The 13,959-nt window shown below is 61.0% G+C and carries 14 protein-coding genes and 1 tRNA gene; 6 read left to right on the plus strand and 9 right to left on the minus strand.

What is annotated here, in order from left to right; all coding sequences use genetic code 11:
* Nucleotides 1–291 precede the first annotated feature (291 nt).
* Nucleotides 292–495 (plus strand): cold-shock protein, encoded by a 204-nt coding sequence (locus BLS41_RS15660; protein ID WP_060858913.1) that lies wholly within the window; start codon nt 292–294, stop codon nt 493–495.
* Nucleotides 496–631: 136 nt separating this feature from the next.
* Here the strand turns inward: BLS41_RS15660 and BLS41_RS15665 are convergent, their stop codons facing one another.
* On the minus strand, nt 632–1,882 hold the full coding sequence (locus BLS41_RS15665; RefSeq protein ID WP_074766008.1) for an Hsp70 family protein: 1,251 nt from the start codon (nt 1,880–1,882) through the stop codon (nt 632–634).
* Nucleotides 1,883–2,071: 189 nt separating this feature from the next.
* Between BLS41_RS15665 and BLS41_RS15670 the strand changes: the two genes are divergently transcribed.
* Entirely contained in the window at nt 2,072–3,565 is a 1,494-nt protein-coding gene (locus tag BLS41_RS15670) for an MFS transporter (RefSeq protein WP_074766010.1), read from the plus strand.
* A gap of 56 nt (nt 3,566–3,621) precedes the next feature.
* Here BLS41_RS15670 and BLS41_RS15675 read toward each other — a convergent pair whose 3' ends face one another.
* Nucleotides 3,622–4,215, minus strand: a complete 594-nt coding sequence (locus tag BLS41_RS15675) for a nitroreductase family protein (protein WP_171910235.1) — start codon at nt 4,213–4,215, stop codon at nt 3,622–3,624.
* A gap of 193 nt (nt 4,216–4,408) precedes the next feature.
* Nucleotides 4,409–5,692: an MFS transporter gene (locus BLS41_RS15680; protein WP_074766589.1), complete on the minus strand. Its 1,284-nt coding sequence runs from the start codon at nt 5,690–5,692 to the stop codon at nt 4,409–4,411.
* Between the two features lie 153 nt (nt 5,693–5,845).
* On the opposite strand from BLS41_RS15680, the gene BLS41_RS15685 reads away from it, so the two are divergent.
* Together BLS41_RS15685 and BLS41_RS15690 are read left to right on the plus strand one after the other, a co-directional pair.
* Complete coding sequence (locus BLS41_RS15685; protein ID WP_074766012.1) at nt 5,846–6,496, plus strand: TetR/AcrR family transcriptional regulator; 651 nt, start codon at nt 5,846–5,848, stop codon at nt 6,494–6,496.
* A 28-nt stretch (nt 6,497–6,524) separates the two neighbouring features.
* Complete coding sequence (locus BLS41_RS15690) at nt 6,525–7,112, plus strand: DUF1415 domain-containing protein (RefSeq protein ID WP_171910236.1); 588 nt, start codon at nt 6,525–6,527, stop codon at nt 7,110–7,112.
* A 13-nt stretch (nt 7,113–7,125) separates the two neighbouring features.
* On the opposite strand, the gene BLS41_RS15695 is transcribed toward BLS41_RS15690, so the two are convergent.
* Nucleotides 7,126–7,977 (minus strand): class I SAM-dependent methyltransferase, encoded by an 852-nt coding sequence (locus tag BLS41_RS15695; protein ID WP_074766590.1) that lies wholly within the window; start codon nt 7,975–7,977, stop codon nt 7,126–7,128.
* Nucleotides 7,978–8,360: 383 nt separating this feature from the next.
* Between BLS41_RS15695 and BLS41_RS15700 the strand changes: the two genes are divergently transcribed.
* Nucleotides 8,361–8,681, plus strand: coding sequence for a type II toxin-antitoxin system HicA family toxin (locus BLS41_RS15700; RefSeq protein ID WP_012434486.1), 321 nt, complete (start codon nt 8,361–8,363; stop codon nt 8,679–8,681).
* Nucleotides 8,682–8,811: 130 nt separating this feature from the next.
* Here BLS41_RS15700 and BLS41_RS15705 read toward each other — a convergent pair whose 3' ends face one another.
* Nucleotides 8,812–9,021, minus strand: a complete 210-nt coding sequence (locus BLS41_RS15705; protein WP_074766016.1) for a DUF1059 domain-containing protein — start codon at nt 9,019–9,021, stop codon at nt 8,812–8,814.
* A 486-nt stretch (nt 9,022–9,507) separates the two neighbouring features.
* On the opposite strand from BLS41_RS15705, the gene BLS41_RS15710 reads away from it, so the two are divergent.
* Nucleotides 9,508–10,791: a TIGR03862 family flavoprotein gene (locus BLS41_RS15710; RefSeq protein ID WP_074766018.1), complete on the plus strand. Its 1,284-nt coding sequence runs from the start codon at nt 9,508–9,510 to the stop codon at nt 10,789–10,791.
* A gap of 218 nt (nt 10,792–11,009) precedes the next feature.
* On the opposite strand, the gene BLS41_RS15715 is transcribed toward BLS41_RS15710, so the two are convergent.
* From BLS41_RS15715 to BLS41_RS15730, 4 genes are all read right to left on the minus strand, one after another.
* Complete coding sequence (locus tag BLS41_RS15715) at nt 11,010–12,134, minus strand: methyltransferase (RefSeq protein WP_074766020.1); 1,125 nt, start codon at nt 12,132–12,134, stop codon at nt 11,010–11,012.
* A 501-nt stretch (nt 12,135–12,635) separates the two neighbouring features.
* Nucleotides 12,636–12,711, minus strand: a tRNA-Thr gene (locus tag BLS41_RS15720).
* A 19-nt stretch (nt 12,712–12,730) separates the two neighbouring features.
* A complete protein-coding gene (locus tag BLS41_RS15725) occupies nt 12,731–13,240 on the minus strand; it encodes a ClpXP protease specificity-enhancing factor (protein WP_074766022.1) in 510 nt (169 codons plus the stop codon).
* Nucleotides 13,241–13,307: 67 nt separating this feature from the next.
* Complete coding sequence (locus tag BLS41_RS15730) at nt 13,308–13,919, minus strand: glutathione S-transferase N-terminal domain-containing protein (protein ID WP_006052302.1); 612 nt, start codon at nt 13,917–13,919, stop codon at nt 13,308–13,310.
* Between the last annotated feature and the right edge of the window lie 40 nt (nt 13,920–13,959).

A 13,959-nucleotide genomic window follows, 5' to 3' on the forward strand; every position in this document is an offset into this window, starting at 1 on the left:
GCATGGATGCAGCGAAACTAAGGGTTCTCCCTGGCAAATTTATGAGACACGCAGCAAGCTTTGTAAGCAAATTCCGCGCCCGTTAGTCAAATATTCGTAAAGTTTTAGGGAGAGTGTTGACCTTCTCTCAAAATCGCCGTATAACGTCCGGGCAGGATTTCAAGCGGCGAGTGAATTGGTCTTTCGTAGGTCGCCCATCAACGGTACTCCGGTTGTCCCATTACCCCCTTCCTTGATTTTCATGCACTTTCTGGGCTTCGGCCTTATTTACCATCTTTAGGAACAAGTAATATGGAAACCGGTACCGTCAAGTGGTTCAATGACGCAAAGGGCTTTGGCTTCATCACGCCGGACGGCGGTGGCGAAGATCTGTTCGCGCATTTCTCGGAAATCCGCACGGAAGGCTTCAAGACGCTGCAAGAAAACCAAAAGGTCACGTTTGAAGTCAAGACGGGCCCGAAGGGCAAGCAGGCTGCTAACATCAAGCCGGCTTAAGTGGCCAGGTAAGCAGACAAGCTTCCTTCTGGACGCAAAAAAACCCCGCCTCGGCGGGGTTTTTTTATATCCAGCTCAATTGAATCAATTGAATAAGCTGATTATCTTCGCGATACGCGATTGATTAAGTTCGGGTTTATCCGAAGATACGGCGTGCGTGAATACCGAGTCCCGTTGCGACGCTGGCGAGTCGATCGCCGAATACCGCTTTAGCGTCCGGAAATGCCGCCGCCAATGCACCCGATAGAAACGAAAGGCCGGTCGATCCACCTGTGAAATAAATCGCGCTGACGTCGCGGGTCGCGACGCCTGCCGCCTGCACCGTGTCGCGTGCGGCTTGCACAATGCGCAGCGTTTCGTCATGACCGGCTTTGATCAGTTGCGCTTCGTCGAATGCGAGGCGCAGGTCGTCTTCCACTTCGTCGAGATCGATCACGGTCTCACCGCCCGCCGCCACGCCGATCTTCGCTTCTTCCGCGTGCGCGGCCAGTGCGTGACCCAGACGGCGGTCCACGACGCGCATCAGCCGGTCGTGGTGCTTCGTCTCGGTGAACAGGTGGCGCATCAGCGTGAGTTCGCTGATGCGTTTCGGCGCGTAGACCGTGTTGATCAGATGCCACGTCGCCAGATCGAAATAGATCCGGTTCGGGATTTCGCGTCCTTCCGAATCCAGCGACTGGTAGCCGAGTTCGCGCAGAATCGTCGCCAGTTCGACGCGGCGGTCGAAGTCCGTGCCCGCGACGTGCACGCCGTGGTGCGCCAACACGTCGTCCTTGCGCTCGACGCGCTTCATCCGCTCCGGCCCCACCCGCACCAGCGAAAAGTCCGACGTACCGCCGCCGATGTCGGCAACCAGTACGAGCCCTTCTTCCGTCAGATGCGACTCGTAGTCGAACGCGGCTGCGATCGGCTCATACTGAAAGTGGATTTCCCGCAAACCGACTGCGCGCGCGGCCGCTTCGAGCTGCTGCTGCGCCATCAGATCGGCGCGCGGGTCGTCGTCGACGAAAAACACCGGCCGGCCCAGCACCGCGCGATTGATCGCGCCGCCCGTGCTCTTTTCGGCCGAGCGCTTCAGATGATCGACGAAGATCGCGATGATATCGGTGTACTTGATCGCCGTACCGTCGCCGAGATCGGTGGAATTCTCGGCAAGCGGCGAGCCGAGAATGCTTTTCATCGAGCGCATCAGACGGCCGTCGAAACCGTCGATGTAGGCCGCAAGCGCCGCCCGCCCGAACTCACGGGTGTCTTCGTCAGTGTTGAAAAAGACCGAGGTGGGCAGCGTCGTGTAGGCGCCTTCGACCGGCGCGAGCTTGAGCTGCGCGCCGTCAGGCACGGCTACGGCCGAGTTGGAAGTACCGAAGTCAATCGCGCAATAGTTCATGGCAGGAATCGCCGCTCACGGCTGGCGCGGACAGAAAGGGGAGCGGCTTTGTAACACGAAAGCTCGATCAGCATCAACTAACGTCCTCGGATAGCTGCGAAAAACGCAAAAGCTGCGCTCAACGGAACGAATATTGCTCTTTCGGACAGGATACGCCGCCAAATTTCTTTATTCAGGAGACCTCCAGCAATGAGCGCGCCGCCTACCGCCGTTGTCCGCGAAAAAAATGCCGGCCTGATTGAAACGGATTTGCCATCGCGGCTCGACCGTCTGCCGTGGGGCCGCTTTCACTCGCTGATCGTCGTAGCGCTAGGCGTGACGTGGCTGCTCGACGGTTTGGAGGTGACGCTGGCGGGGGCTGTGGCGAGTGCGCTGAAAACCAGTCCGGCGTTGCGCTTTACCAACGCCGACGTGGGTCTCGCGGGCAGTGCGTACATCGCGGGCGCGGTGCTCGGGGCGCTCGGTTTCGGCTGGCTGACCGACCGGCTCGGACGACGCAAACTGTTTTTCATCACGCTCGCGCTGTATCTGGCGGCAACCGCCGCGACCGCGCTGTCGTGGAATCTGGCGAGTTTCCTGCTGTTTCGCTTCCTGACCGGTGCAGGCATCGGCGGCGAATATACGGCAATCAATTCGACGATTCAGGAGTTCACGCCGGCGCGGGTGCGCGGCTGGACCGATCTCGGCATCAACGGCACGTTCTGGGTCGGCGCGGGGCTGGGTGCGGCGGGGTCGCTGGTGCTGCTCGATCCTCATTTGCTGCCCACCGACTGGGGCTGGCGCGCGTGTTTTTTTATCGGCGCGGTGCTGGCGCTGGCGATTTTGCCGATGCGCATCTGGGTGCCCGAAAGTCCGCGCTGGCTTCTGACGCACGGCGACGAGCGCGATGCACGCTCGATTGTCGACGGTATCGAAGCGCGTTTTCGCGCGGAAGGTCATACGCTTTCCGACGAGCATCTCACCCGCCTGCGATTGCGCGCACGCGGCCACACGCCGCTGAAAGAGGTTTTCCACACGCTGTTCAACGTGCACCGTCGACGCGCGCTAGTCGGCCTGACCCTGATGACCGCGCAGGCGTTTTTCTACAACGCGATCTTTTTCACCTATGCGCTGGTGCTCACCGATTTCTATCACGTGCCGGGCGATCACATCGGCTGGTATCTGCTGCCGTTCGCGCTCGGCAATTTCCTTGGGCCGCTGCTGCTCGGCCGCCTCTTCGACGTGATCGGGCGACGCAAGATGATCGCGACGACTTACGGCCTGTCCGCGATTCTGCTGACGCTCAGCGGTTACCTGTTCGAGCAGCAGATGCTCACCGTCGTCACGCAGACCATCGCGTGGATGGTGATTTTCTTCTTCGCGTCGGCCGCGGCGAGTTCGGCGTATCTGACGGTCAGCGAATCGTTTCCGCTCGAAATCCGCGCACTGGCAATTGCGGTTTTTTACGCGTTCGGAACGGCGCTGGGCGGCATTGTCGGACCTGCATTTTTTGGACGGCTGATCGACACGCATCAACGCAGCGCGGTGTTCTCGGGCTACCTGGTCGGCTCGGGGTTGATGCTCGCGGCCGCTATCGTCGCGGCGATCTGGGGCGTGGATGCGGAGCGCAAGTCGCTCGAAAACGTGGCGGCACCGTTGTCGAGCGTCGCCGATGGTGACGGTCACAGCGAAAACGCCGCGTAATAAAAAAACGCGCGGTCAGCGCCGCGCGTTTCGCCTGCTTCAAATAAACCAGCCGCTCAAAGCGCCTTCTTCCAGCCGCCACCAAACGCGATATCCGCCAGCGGCAAACGCTGACGCACCGACTTCTCACGCTCACGCAGCACCGGGTCGAGCTTGTCGACATCGCCGAAATGACCAATCGAAATCATCGCGATCACATCGACGTCGTTCGGCACGTTGAAAGCCGTGCGGAACGCGTTCGGATCGAACCCGCTCATCTGATGCGCAGCGAGACCGAGCGCATGCGCCTGCAACACCAGAGCCATGGCCGCAGCACCCGCGTCGTATGGCGCGCAGCGGTTCACTTCACCCTTGTTGTTGAGCGTGTGCGTGGTCACGGCGATCAGCACCGGCGCGGGCGCATTCCAGCCCTGGTTGAACGGCACCAGCGTGGCAAAAGCCTGCTTGAACGAAACTTCATCGACGCTGCGGTCGAATACGAGGAAACGCCAGGGTTGCGCGTTATACGAAGACGGTGCCCAGCGAGCCGCTTCGAGCACGGCACGCAGATTCTCGCGGCTCACCGGCTCGCTCGAATACGCGCGCGGGCTCCAGCGGCCTGCAAGCAGCTCGTGGATGGCAACTGCGGTAGGGGCGGGTTTGTTGGTCATGCGCTTCTCTCGGTCGAAATTCATGATCGCCGGGCGGGCGCCCGGGGCCACATAGCATACCCGGGCTTCGGCGCTCGTGCTCCAACTGGCGGGCAGTTTGTCTTCGCACGGCGTGGAAAAGAAACGGCCCTGCACAGAGGGCCGTCGATCGTTCGATTCGTCAGACTTTTCCGTTCTTTTACAGCACCGTGTATTACACCGCCTGCGTCTCAGGAACCTTGGCTGGCCGGTTGATCTGCAACACGATCACCGCCGCGACCAGGCACAAACCGCCGGAGATCATCGACGCCACCGTGTACGTGCCGAGGCTCGCGCGCAACATGCCCGCACCGAGCGCCGCGAAAGCCGCCCCGAGCTGGTGACCCGCGACAACCCAGCCGAACACTACGGGCGCCGATTCCTTGCCGTACACATCCGTCGCGAGACGCACGGTGGGCGGGACGGTCGCGATCCAGTCGAGACCGTAGAACACGGCGAACAGCGGCAAACCGAAGAAGTCGATCCCGAAGGCGTGCGGCAGATACATCAGCGACAAGCCGCGCAGCCCGTAGTACCAGAACAGCAGCACGCGGCTATTGAAGCGGTCCGACAGCCAGCCCGACAACGTCGTGCCGAACAGATCGAAGATGCCCATCGCGGCGAGCAGCGACGCGCCCTGCACTTCCGTCATGCCGTAGTCGCCGCACATCGCGATCAGATGGGTGCCGACGTAACCGTTGGTGCTCGCGCCGCAGATAAAAAAGCTGAAGAACAGCAGCCAGAAATCGCGCGTTTTGCTCGCCATGGCCAATGTGCCGAAAGCGATAGCCAACGGATTCTGCTTCTTGACGGCGCCGGCTTCCGGCGCGTCGTGCGGCTCGCCGTACGGACGCAGTTTCATATCAGCCGGACGTTCGGGCAGCAGAAAGGCGACCAGCGGAATCACCACCGCCGCCGCGAGCGCGACCACCCACACGACCTGACGCCAGCCGTAATGCTCGGCGATAGCGGCGAGCATCGGCAGGAACACGAGTTGGCCGGTGGCCGAACTCGCCGTGAGAATGCCCATGACGAGACCACGGCGCGTGGTGAACCAGCGTGTCACCACGGTCGCCGACAACGACAGCGCCGCCACGCCGGTCGAGCCGCCGACCATCACGCCCCAGATCAACACCATCTGCCACGGATGCGTCATCAGCGACGACAGCGCGACACCCGCCGCCATCGTCCCGAGCGCGGCCAGCAATGTCGGACGAATACCGAAGCGCTGCATCGCCGCTGCCGCGAACGGCCCCATCAGCCCGTAAAGCGCGATGTTCACGGAGATGGCGAGCGAGATCGTCGCGCGGCTCCAGCCGAATTGATGCTCCAGCGGCACCATCATCACGCTCGGCGTGGCGCGCGTGCCGGCCGCCGCCAGCAGCACCAGAAACACCACCGCGACGGTCAACCAGCCGTAGTGAAAACGCCCGCCAATCAATCTCGCTGCCCAGTTCATCGGTTCTCCCATCGACGCCCGACCGATCAGCCGCGTCGCATCCATTGTTACTGCTTCAGTAAGAGACTTGTGACAGATCAGTCACAATTGTGGTTGCGATATTAGTTACTGGTCGGTAACATGTCAAGGCGTCAATTCAATTCAGGTGGTCCCATGTCCGATAGTGAAACCGACAAGCCGGTCCGCGCAAGGCGCGCGCGCGGCGCGCAAACGGCCGGGCCGCAGGCGCAGGAGAATTTGTTGCGGGCTGCGGGCGAGCTGTTCTATCGCGAAGGGGTACGCACGGTCGGCGTCGATGCGGTGGTCGAGCGGGCTGGCGTGAACAAGATGAGTTTGTATCGCCAGTTTTCTTCGAAGGATGAACTGGTGATGGCGTATCTGGAGCGGAAAGACGAGCAGTTCTTCGGCTACGTCGAGAAGAGTTTCGCGCAACATCCCGGCGAACCAACTAAACAGCTTCAACAGTATTTCGACGACCTCGCACAGCGTGCGTCGATTGACGACTATCGCGGATGTCCGTTCGTGAACGTGTCGGTGGAGTTTCCGGACCCGGCGCATCCGGCGCGGCAGTTCGTCTTCAGCAACAAGCAGCGTTTGATGGCGCGGCTGCTCGAATTGACGACCGCCGCGAGCGCCGACGATCCGCCAGCGCTGGCCGACGCGCTGGGGCTGCTGATCGAAGGGGTGTACGCGGCGAGTCAGACCTATGGGCCGGGATGCGGACCTATTCGGGTCGCACCGAAGGTGGCTGCGCAGTTGATCGCGGCGGCTTGCGAGGAACGTGCGACGAAGCAGACCATGTAACGCGGGCCGCCTGATTTAGCCCGGTAAAATGACGCTTTTCCTCCAGCATTTCCCCGCCATGTCGTCGTTGCCCGCCGAATCCCACGAAGCCGTTATCGCCACCACCCGTCACTGGCTGACCGAGGCCGTGATCGGCCTGAATCTGTGTCCGTTCGCGAAGGCTGTGCACGTAAAGGGGCAAATTCGCTACGCCGTCAGCGACGCAGTGGACATGGAAGGCGTCCTGACCGATCTCGAAGCCGAGCTTCAGACGCTGGTCGCCGCCGACCCGACCGCCGTCGACACTACACTGCTGATCCTGCCGCGCACGCTCAGCGATTTTCTCGACTACAACGACTGCCTGTTCTTCGCCGAACGAATGCTCAAGCAGCTTCGGCTGGAAGGGATTGTTCAGATCGCCAGCTTTCATCCGGCTTATCAATTCGAAGACAGCGAGCCGAACGACATCGAAAACTACACGAACCGCGCGCCCTACCCGATTCTGCATTTGCTGCGCGAGGACAGCATCGAGCGAGCCGTCGACGCGTTCCCCGATGCGGAAGATATCTACGAACGCAATCAGGAAACGCTACGGCGTATCGGCCTCGCGGGCTGGAACGAGTTGATGAAGCGCTAACCGGCGCGGCAGATCAGGCGACGCTCGTTTCGACGAAAAACCGCTCCTTCAACTCGCCGATTCCGAGTGTTTCCATCACTTCATTGAGCCGTTCGGCCGGCCGGCGCCGCGGCAAATCCTTGTACTGCGCGATGATCAGTTCATTCTTCATCGAATGCTCCCAGCCCACGAGTTCGGTCACGCTGACCTGATACCCATGCGCCTCGAGCTGCAAACAGCGCAGCACATTCGTGATCTGGCTCCCAAATTCCCGTGTATGCAGCGGATGCCGCCAGATTTCGGTCAACGCATTCGCGAGCGACTTCTGCTTGTTCTGCCGTAACACCCCCGCCACTTCAGCCTGACAACAGGGCACGACCACGATGTACTTCGCCTTCTTTTCGAGCGCGAAGCGGATGGCGTCGTCGGTGGCGGTATTGCATGCGTGCAGCGCCGTCACGATGTCGATTTCGGCGGGCAGACGCGTCGACGTGATCGACTCCGCCACCGACAGATTCAGGAACGACATCCCCTTGAAGCCGAGCCGCGCGGCCAATTCTTCGGACTTCGTAACGAGGTCTTCGCGCGTTTCAATGCCGTAAATGTGCGAAGCCCCACCTGCAGCGTCCTGAAACTCCTTGAAGAAAAGATCGTAGAGGATAAAACCTAGGTATGACTTGCCCGCGCCGTGATCGACGAGGGTCAGGTTGCCCTGGTTCTCCTTGAGGTCTTTGAGCAGCGGCTCGATGAACTGAAACAGGTGATAAACCTGTTTCAGCTTGCGGCGGCTGTCCTGATTCATTTTGCCGTCGCGCGTGAGGATGTGGAGTTCCTTCAGGAGTTCGACGGACTGATTCGGGCGGATTTCGTGGGTTTTGCTGGACATCATGGGGGACCGCCATCAATTGCAGTACGAACGTGCGACAGATGACGGAAAAAAGGAATAGTTGCTGCCAGTTTACCCAAAGTGCGGCGCGCTTACCGAAGGAGCCGCGCTGACCATGCAAGAAATGCCGTCAACCTGGAACACTTCCTGCTCGATTTGAACTACGCGGGCCGTTCCGGGGAGTAGCAGAAGACAGCTTGCGCATCGGGCAAAGTCAATTTGCACAAGCCATGTCGCTGATAACAATAGGCTAGCGGCCGTGACAAGTTCACGCGAACCGGATGCATGTGGGGAGGGCGGTCCCGGAACACGGGCCGAACGTTACGTAACCAGCAGCGCGCCGAGACACTAACCGGACGCGCGCTCGGATAGATGAGGCGGCAATGGATACGGTACCCAACGGAAACGTAGAACAGAAGTTTCAGGAAATGCTGGCGAAGCTCATCGCGACGCCGGCCTGGTCGGAGAAGCAGCAGTTGGAACTGGAGATGGCGCGCGACATCTCCACGGAAATGCTTCGCCTGGCGGAAGTCATGCGCGATGGCAGCGTCGATATGGAAACGTGTCTGACGATGCTCAAGTACGCGAAGGTGCTCGATTTCGTGATGACGACGCTCGCGTCGCGGCGCGATATCAAGCCGCAAACGCTGCGGGTTATTTTCAAGCTGGCGGGGTTGAAGGTGGATGAGGCTTATCCTGGATAGGTTTCGTTCCGGTTTTTTGGTTTTGCAGTTCCGTCGATGCGGATAGAGATAAAACGGCGACAACGCCGCGATTTGCAAAAGCGGTTTCGTGCCGCTTGCGCGGGTCGCGGCGTTGTTTTTGGCGGCGGCTTCAGGCGCGCGGTGCTTCGACGGGCGGCGTACCGTCGTGAAACAGCGTCTTGAGTTGCGCGCGCAGTTCCGGCGAATCCGTGTGTTTGTGCACGGTCACCGCGTGCTGGACGGCGGCGTCGAGAAGCTCGCTCTCGGTGTCGGCGGATAAGGCGATGGTGCAGTTCGTGTCGCTCGGAAACTCGCGGCAATCGATATATTTGCGGGTCATGGCAGCCTCCTTGATCGGTATCGAGCAGCTATCGGATTTCCATGCGAACGGGCGACGCGTGGATTTCGTCGGTTCGTCCGTCAAGTCATTGCGGCAGTCGTGGACGCAACCGCCAACGGCTTTGCGGAAACGATGGCGATTAGCCAGTCAGGCTGGACGAACGAGAAAAACGGCGGGCGGGTTTAACTTAACGCGCGAGAAAATACGCGAGTCGCGTCGGATGGAAGGTGTTTGAAAAGTATAGGTCGCGTAGGGTAATAGCCAAGTCCAGCAAAGGCTCGGCGGCCGCCGCCAATGCAACGTAATCGCCACGACACAGCGCAGCGTTCCGGCTAGATCGCGCTGCAAATCACCGCTTTTGCAGCTTGCCCAACCGCCCACCCGTTTGCCCTGCGCTGTCCGCGATGTAAAAATAGCGCCCTCCGCGCCGCCCGATCATCCGATCCCGCCGACGCGCCGCCTCTTCCGCTTACCTCGCAGGTCCGCATGTCATCCTCGTTCGATTCCGTCCGTGTCGCCGTCATTGGCGGCGGTCCTGCTGGCCTGATGGCTGCCGAGGCACTCGCCCGCCCGGGCGTGCAGGTCGACGTCTATGACGCGATGCCGTCCGTCGGCCGGAAATTCCTGATGGCGGGCAAAGGCGGCATGAACATCACGCATTCGGAGCCGCTCGAGCCGTTTCTCGGCCGCTACGGCGCGCGTCGCGAGCAGATCGCGCCGCTACTCGACGCCTTCGGGCCCGACGCGCTGCGGGCCTGGTTGCAGGGGTTGGGTGTCGAGACATTCGTCGGCAGTTCGGGACGGGTTTTCCCCGCCGACATGAAGGCAGCGCCGATGCTACGAGCCTGGCTGCATCGATTGAGGGAAGCCGGCGTGCGCTTTCACATGCGGCACAGATGGAACGGTTGGACATCGCCCTCTTCCCGCAGCGACAACGACACCACCACGCACGCGCTCACCTTTGAAACGCCCGAAGGCGTGCAAACCGTGACTTGCGACGCTGTAGTGTTCGCGCTCGGCGGTGCAAGCTGGCCGCGCCTTGGATCGGACGCCGCCTGGGTCCCGCTGATGACCGCGCGCGACATTCCCATCGCACCCTTGCGCCCCGCGAACTGCGGCTTCGACGCGGATTGGAGCCCTTATCTGCGCGAGCGTTTCGCGGGTCAGCCGGTCAAGCCGGTGGCTATCACCGTCACCGATGTAGACAATAGAGTCCACAATCGACAAGGTGAAATACTTCTGACCGAAACGGGCCTCGAAGGAAGCCTGATTTATGCGATGTCGGCGTTCATCCGCGACCGGATTCTGGCCGACGGCGAAGTCACGATTTCGCTGGATCTGGCGCCAGGCCTGGCTCTCGAGCGAGTAGTCGCCGAGGTCACGCGTCCGCGCGGGTCACGTTCGATGTCGAGTCACCTGCACGGTCGAATCGGGATTGGCGGAGTAAAACTGGCGTTGCTGCACGAGATTTTGTCGAAGGAAGCGTTTTCGGACGTGGACGTTCTCGCGCAAGCGATCAAGGCGCTGCCGGTGAAGCTCGTGCGCACGCGGCCAATCGCCGAGGCGATTAGCACGGCAGGTGGTATTCCGTTCGAGGCGCTGGACGAGCGAATGATGATCGAGCAGTTGCCCGGCGCGTTTTGCGCGGGCGAGATGCTCGATTGGGAAGCGCCGACGGGCGGCTATCTGCTGACAGCCTGTTTCGCTAGCGGCCTGGTGGCAGGCAGAGGGGCGCTGGATTATCTGAAGGCTCGCGGCGCATCGGTGTGATGTAGCGCCGGGGCGCGGTTTCAATGGGCCGATGTTCGTGTAGTCGCACGCTCAATACAAAGCGTAAAGCGACAATTGACGCCTCACAACCAAGTCGTGACCCCTCGAATCAGCCACGTCACTTGAGGTCAAATCGAAACAAGCGTCGCGTTGATGCAAAACCCGGCGACACGCGCCGACGCATCAACGCGACGCTCATCGGCTCACCGCACCACTCGTTACCGCGGCTTCAACCGCCACAACGACGTCACCTCGGCCACACGCGCCTGATGCAGTGCATCCGTTTCATCGGTCGACTTCGGATGCCGCGGACGAATGTCCTCACGCCCGACCACCGTCAGCCCTGCTTTCTCGATCGCAGCCAGCAACCATTCGCGCGTCCGCAAGCCCAGGTGCTCGGCGAAATCCGACATGATCAGCCAGCCCTCGCCGCCCGGCGACAGATGCTCCGCGAGACCATTCAGGAAACCGAGCAACATCCGGCTCTCCGGATCGTAGATCGCGTACTCGACCGGCGACGCAGGCCGCGCCGGCACCCACGGCGGATTGCACACCACGAGCGGCGCGCGGCCTTCCGGGAACAAATCCGTCTGGACAATCTCAACCTGCTTGTCATAGCCGAGACGCGTGAGGTTTTCACGCGCACAAGCTAGCGCTCGCGGATCCTGATCGGTTGCGATAATTTTCTTGACGCCGCGTTTCGCCAGCAACGCGGCAAGCACGCCCGTACCCGTGCCGATATCGAACGCCTTGTTTAGCGAAGGCAGCGGCGTGCGCGCGACCAGATCCACATATTCACCGCGCACCGGCGAAAACACCCCGTAATGCGGATGAATCCGCTCGGCAAGCGCAGGAATCTCGACGCCCTTCTTGCGCCACTCGTGCGCGCCGATCAGTCCGAGCAGTTCGCGCAGCGACACGACCGACGCTTCTTCATTGGACGGCCCATAGGTTTCGATGCAGGCTTGCGCCACATCCGGCGCGCGGCGCAGCGGAATGCCGTAAGCGGCGTCGAGCGGAATCAGGATCATGCCGAGCGTGCGCGCGCGTTGCGACTGCGCCTGCCGATGCAGGTTGAATGCGTCGACCGGCGTCTCGCCCTGCTTGCGCGGTTTGCGCTCCAACCGGCGAGTGACCGCCTGCAGCAACTGGCGAGCGTTCTGGAAGTCGCCGTTCCACAGCAGCGCCGTGCCTTCACAGGCGAGGCGGTAGGCCGAGTCGGCGGTCGTCCGGTCATCCGCGACGATCACGCGCTTGGGCGGCGGCACGTTCGCTTCGGAGCGCCAACGCGCGGAACGGGGGCCTTCAGCTTCGGGCCAGGTAATGAATGCGGGGCTGGTCATGATGAGGTGGGATCGGTGTTGCGGGAGTGACGCGATGAGACGCTGCGTCGTCGGGGGCGTTGCCCGCCGGACGGAGTACTTGATAGCAATGCCGACTGACGCCCGAATAGTACCTCTGCTAAGCGGCTTCGCGGCGGGCTATTCGTCGACCGGAACGGCTAGGGTGAGTATCGAAACACATCAAATGTAGACAAAACAATCCACAATCGACAAGGTGAAAGAGATATGGTGATTTTGGGCCGTTCGCGGCCTCACCGGTGAGTGCGTGACCAATGGCTTTTCAGCTCCTTTGACACGCCTTCAGACAGCCCGGAAGCGCGGCCCGGCAAGCCTTTCGCGGGGTTCGGCGAACTTGCGACGACGCAGCGAACCCAGCCGCGAGCACCTAACGTGAACCGTCGCATTCAGCCAAATTCCGCCTTTTTGACAGCAAAATAGCCAATCCACGCGCGCAATAAAAAACGGGGTTTCTGACTGAACAGAAACCCCGTTTCGTACAACTGGTGCCGGCTGCAGGACTCGAACCCGCCACCTCATGATTACAAGTCAAGCGCTCTACCTGATGAGCTAAGCCGGCATGAGGCCGTGATTCTACTTCATTTCACGATCTTAAGGCGAGCCCTTCCGCCACCTTTTGTTCCATCGTCGTCAGGTTGCGGATTGTCGGTTGCGCTCTCGGCTTTCGCCGCCAGATCGGCTGCCGACAAAGTCTCGACCGCGCGCGGCGCAGCCGGTGCTTCGACTTCGTCGACCGCTTGCGCGTCGGCGCCCGAATCCTGCGCCTCGCCCCCCGCCGATTCGACCGGGAACGCCATGCCCTGGCCGTTTTCGCGTGCGTAAATCGCGAGAATATTCGCGATCGGCACTTCGATCTTGTGCGACTTGCCGGAGAAACGCGCGCTGAACTCGATCCACTCGTTGCCCATCTGCAACTGGCTGGTGGCCTCGAAGCTGATGTTCAACACGATCTCGTTGTCGCGCACGAACTGACGCGGCACGCGCGTCTGGTTGTCGACCCGAACGGCGATGTGCGGCGTGTAGCCGTTATCCGTGCACCACTCGTAAAGCGCGCGCAACAGGTAAGGCTTGGTGGAAATCTCTTGCATCTACAGTCCTCTTACCGGGCGCGAGCCCGCGCGGTCTATGCGCGGCGCCCTCGCCCCATAGCCAAACTCAACGACGCATCACCTTTTCCGAAGGCGTCAGCGCTTCGATATAAGCCGGGCGGCTGAAAATGCGCTCGGCGTACTTCATCAGCGGTGCGGCGTTCTTCGACAGCTCGATGCCGTAGTGGTCCAGACGCCACAGCAGCGGAGCGATCGCGACGTCGAGCATCGAGAACTCTTCGCCGAGCATGTACTTGTTCTTCAGGAAGATCGGCGCGAGCTGCGTCAGACGATCGCGGATCGCGAGACGTGCCTTCTCGTGATTCTTCTCGGCAGCCTTGCCCTTTTCGTTTTCGAGCGTGCCGACGTGCACGAACAGTTCCTTCTCGAAGTTCAGCAGGAACAGGCGGGCGCGGGCGCGCTGAACCGGGTCGGCCGGCATCAGTTGCGGGTGCGGGAAGCGCTCGTCGATGTATTCGTTGATGATGTTCGATTCGTACAGAATCAGGTCCCGTTCGACGAGAATCGGTACCTGACCGTACGGATTCATCACGGCGATGTCTTCCGGCTTGTTAAACAGGTCGACGTCGCGGATCTCGAAGTCCATGCCCTTTTCGAACAACACCAGCCGGCAGCGCTGGGAGAACGGGCAAGTAGTGCCGGAATACAGAACCATCATATTTACGTTTCCTCAAAAAGCTGAAAGGCCAGCGCGCGGA

Origin of the sequence: Paraburkholderia fungorum, assembly GCF_900099835.1 — a bacterium.
GTDB lineage: Bacteria > Pseudomonadota > Gammaproteobacteria > Burkholderiales > Burkholderiaceae > Paraburkholderia > Paraburkholderia fungorum_A.

Bases quoted from the DNA above. Each gene is read 5' to 3' on its own strand.
- BLS41_RS15660 (WP_060858913.1), top strand. From the start codon at position 292: ATGGAAACCGGTACCGTCAAGTGGTTCAATGACGCAAAGGGCTTTGGC.
- BLS41_RS15665 (WP_074766008.1), bottom strand. From the start codon at position 1,882: ATGAACTATTGCGCGATTGACTTCGGTACTTCCAACTCGGCCGTAGCC.
- BLS41_RS15670 (WP_074766010.1), top strand. From the start codon at position 2,072: ATGAGCGCGCCGCCTACCGCCGTTGTCCGCGAAAAAAATGCCGGCCTG.
- BLS41_RS15675 (WP_171910235.1), bottom strand. From the start codon at position 4,215: ATGACCAACAAACCCGCCCCTACCGCAGTTGCCATCCACGAGCTGCTT.
- BLS41_RS15680 (WP_074766589.1), bottom strand. From the start codon at position 5,692: ATGAACTGGGCAGCGAGATTGATTGGCGGGCGTTTTCACTACGGCTGG.
- BLS41_RS15685 (WP_074766012.1), top strand. From the start codon at position 5,846: ATGTCCGATAGTGAAACCGACAAGCCGGTCCGCGCAAGGCGCGCGCGC.
- BLS41_RS15690 (WP_171910236.1), top strand. From the start codon at position 6,525: ATGACGCTTTTCCTCCAGCATTTCCCCGCCATGTCGTCGTTGCCCGCC.
- BLS41_RS15695 (WP_074766590.1), bottom strand. From the start codon at position 7,977: ATGTCCAGCAAAACCCACGAAATCCGCCCGAATCAGTCCGTCGAACTC.
- BLS41_RS15700 (WP_012434486.1), top strand. From the start codon at position 8,361: ATGGATACGGTACCCAACGGAAACGTAGAACAGAAGTTTCAGGAAATG.
- BLS41_RS15705 (WP_074766016.1), bottom strand. From the start codon at position 9,021: ATGACCCGCAAATATATCGATTGCCGCGAGTTTCCGAGCGACACGAAC.
- BLS41_RS15710 (WP_074766018.1), top strand. From the start codon at position 9,508: ATGTCATCCTCGTTCGATTCCGTCCGTGTCGCCGTCATTGGCGGCGGT.
- BLS41_RS15715 (WP_074766020.1), bottom strand. From the start codon at position 12,134: ATGACCAGCCCCGCATTCATTACCTGGCCCGAAGCTGAAGGCCCCCGT.
- BLS41_RS15725 (WP_074766022.1), bottom strand. From the start codon at position 13,240: ATGCAAGAGATTTCCACCAAGCCTTACCTGTTGCGCGCGCTTTACGAG.
- BLS41_RS15730 (WP_006052302.1), bottom strand. From the start codon at position 13,919: ATGATGGTTCTGTATTCCGGCACTACTTGCCCGTTCTCCCAGCGCTGC.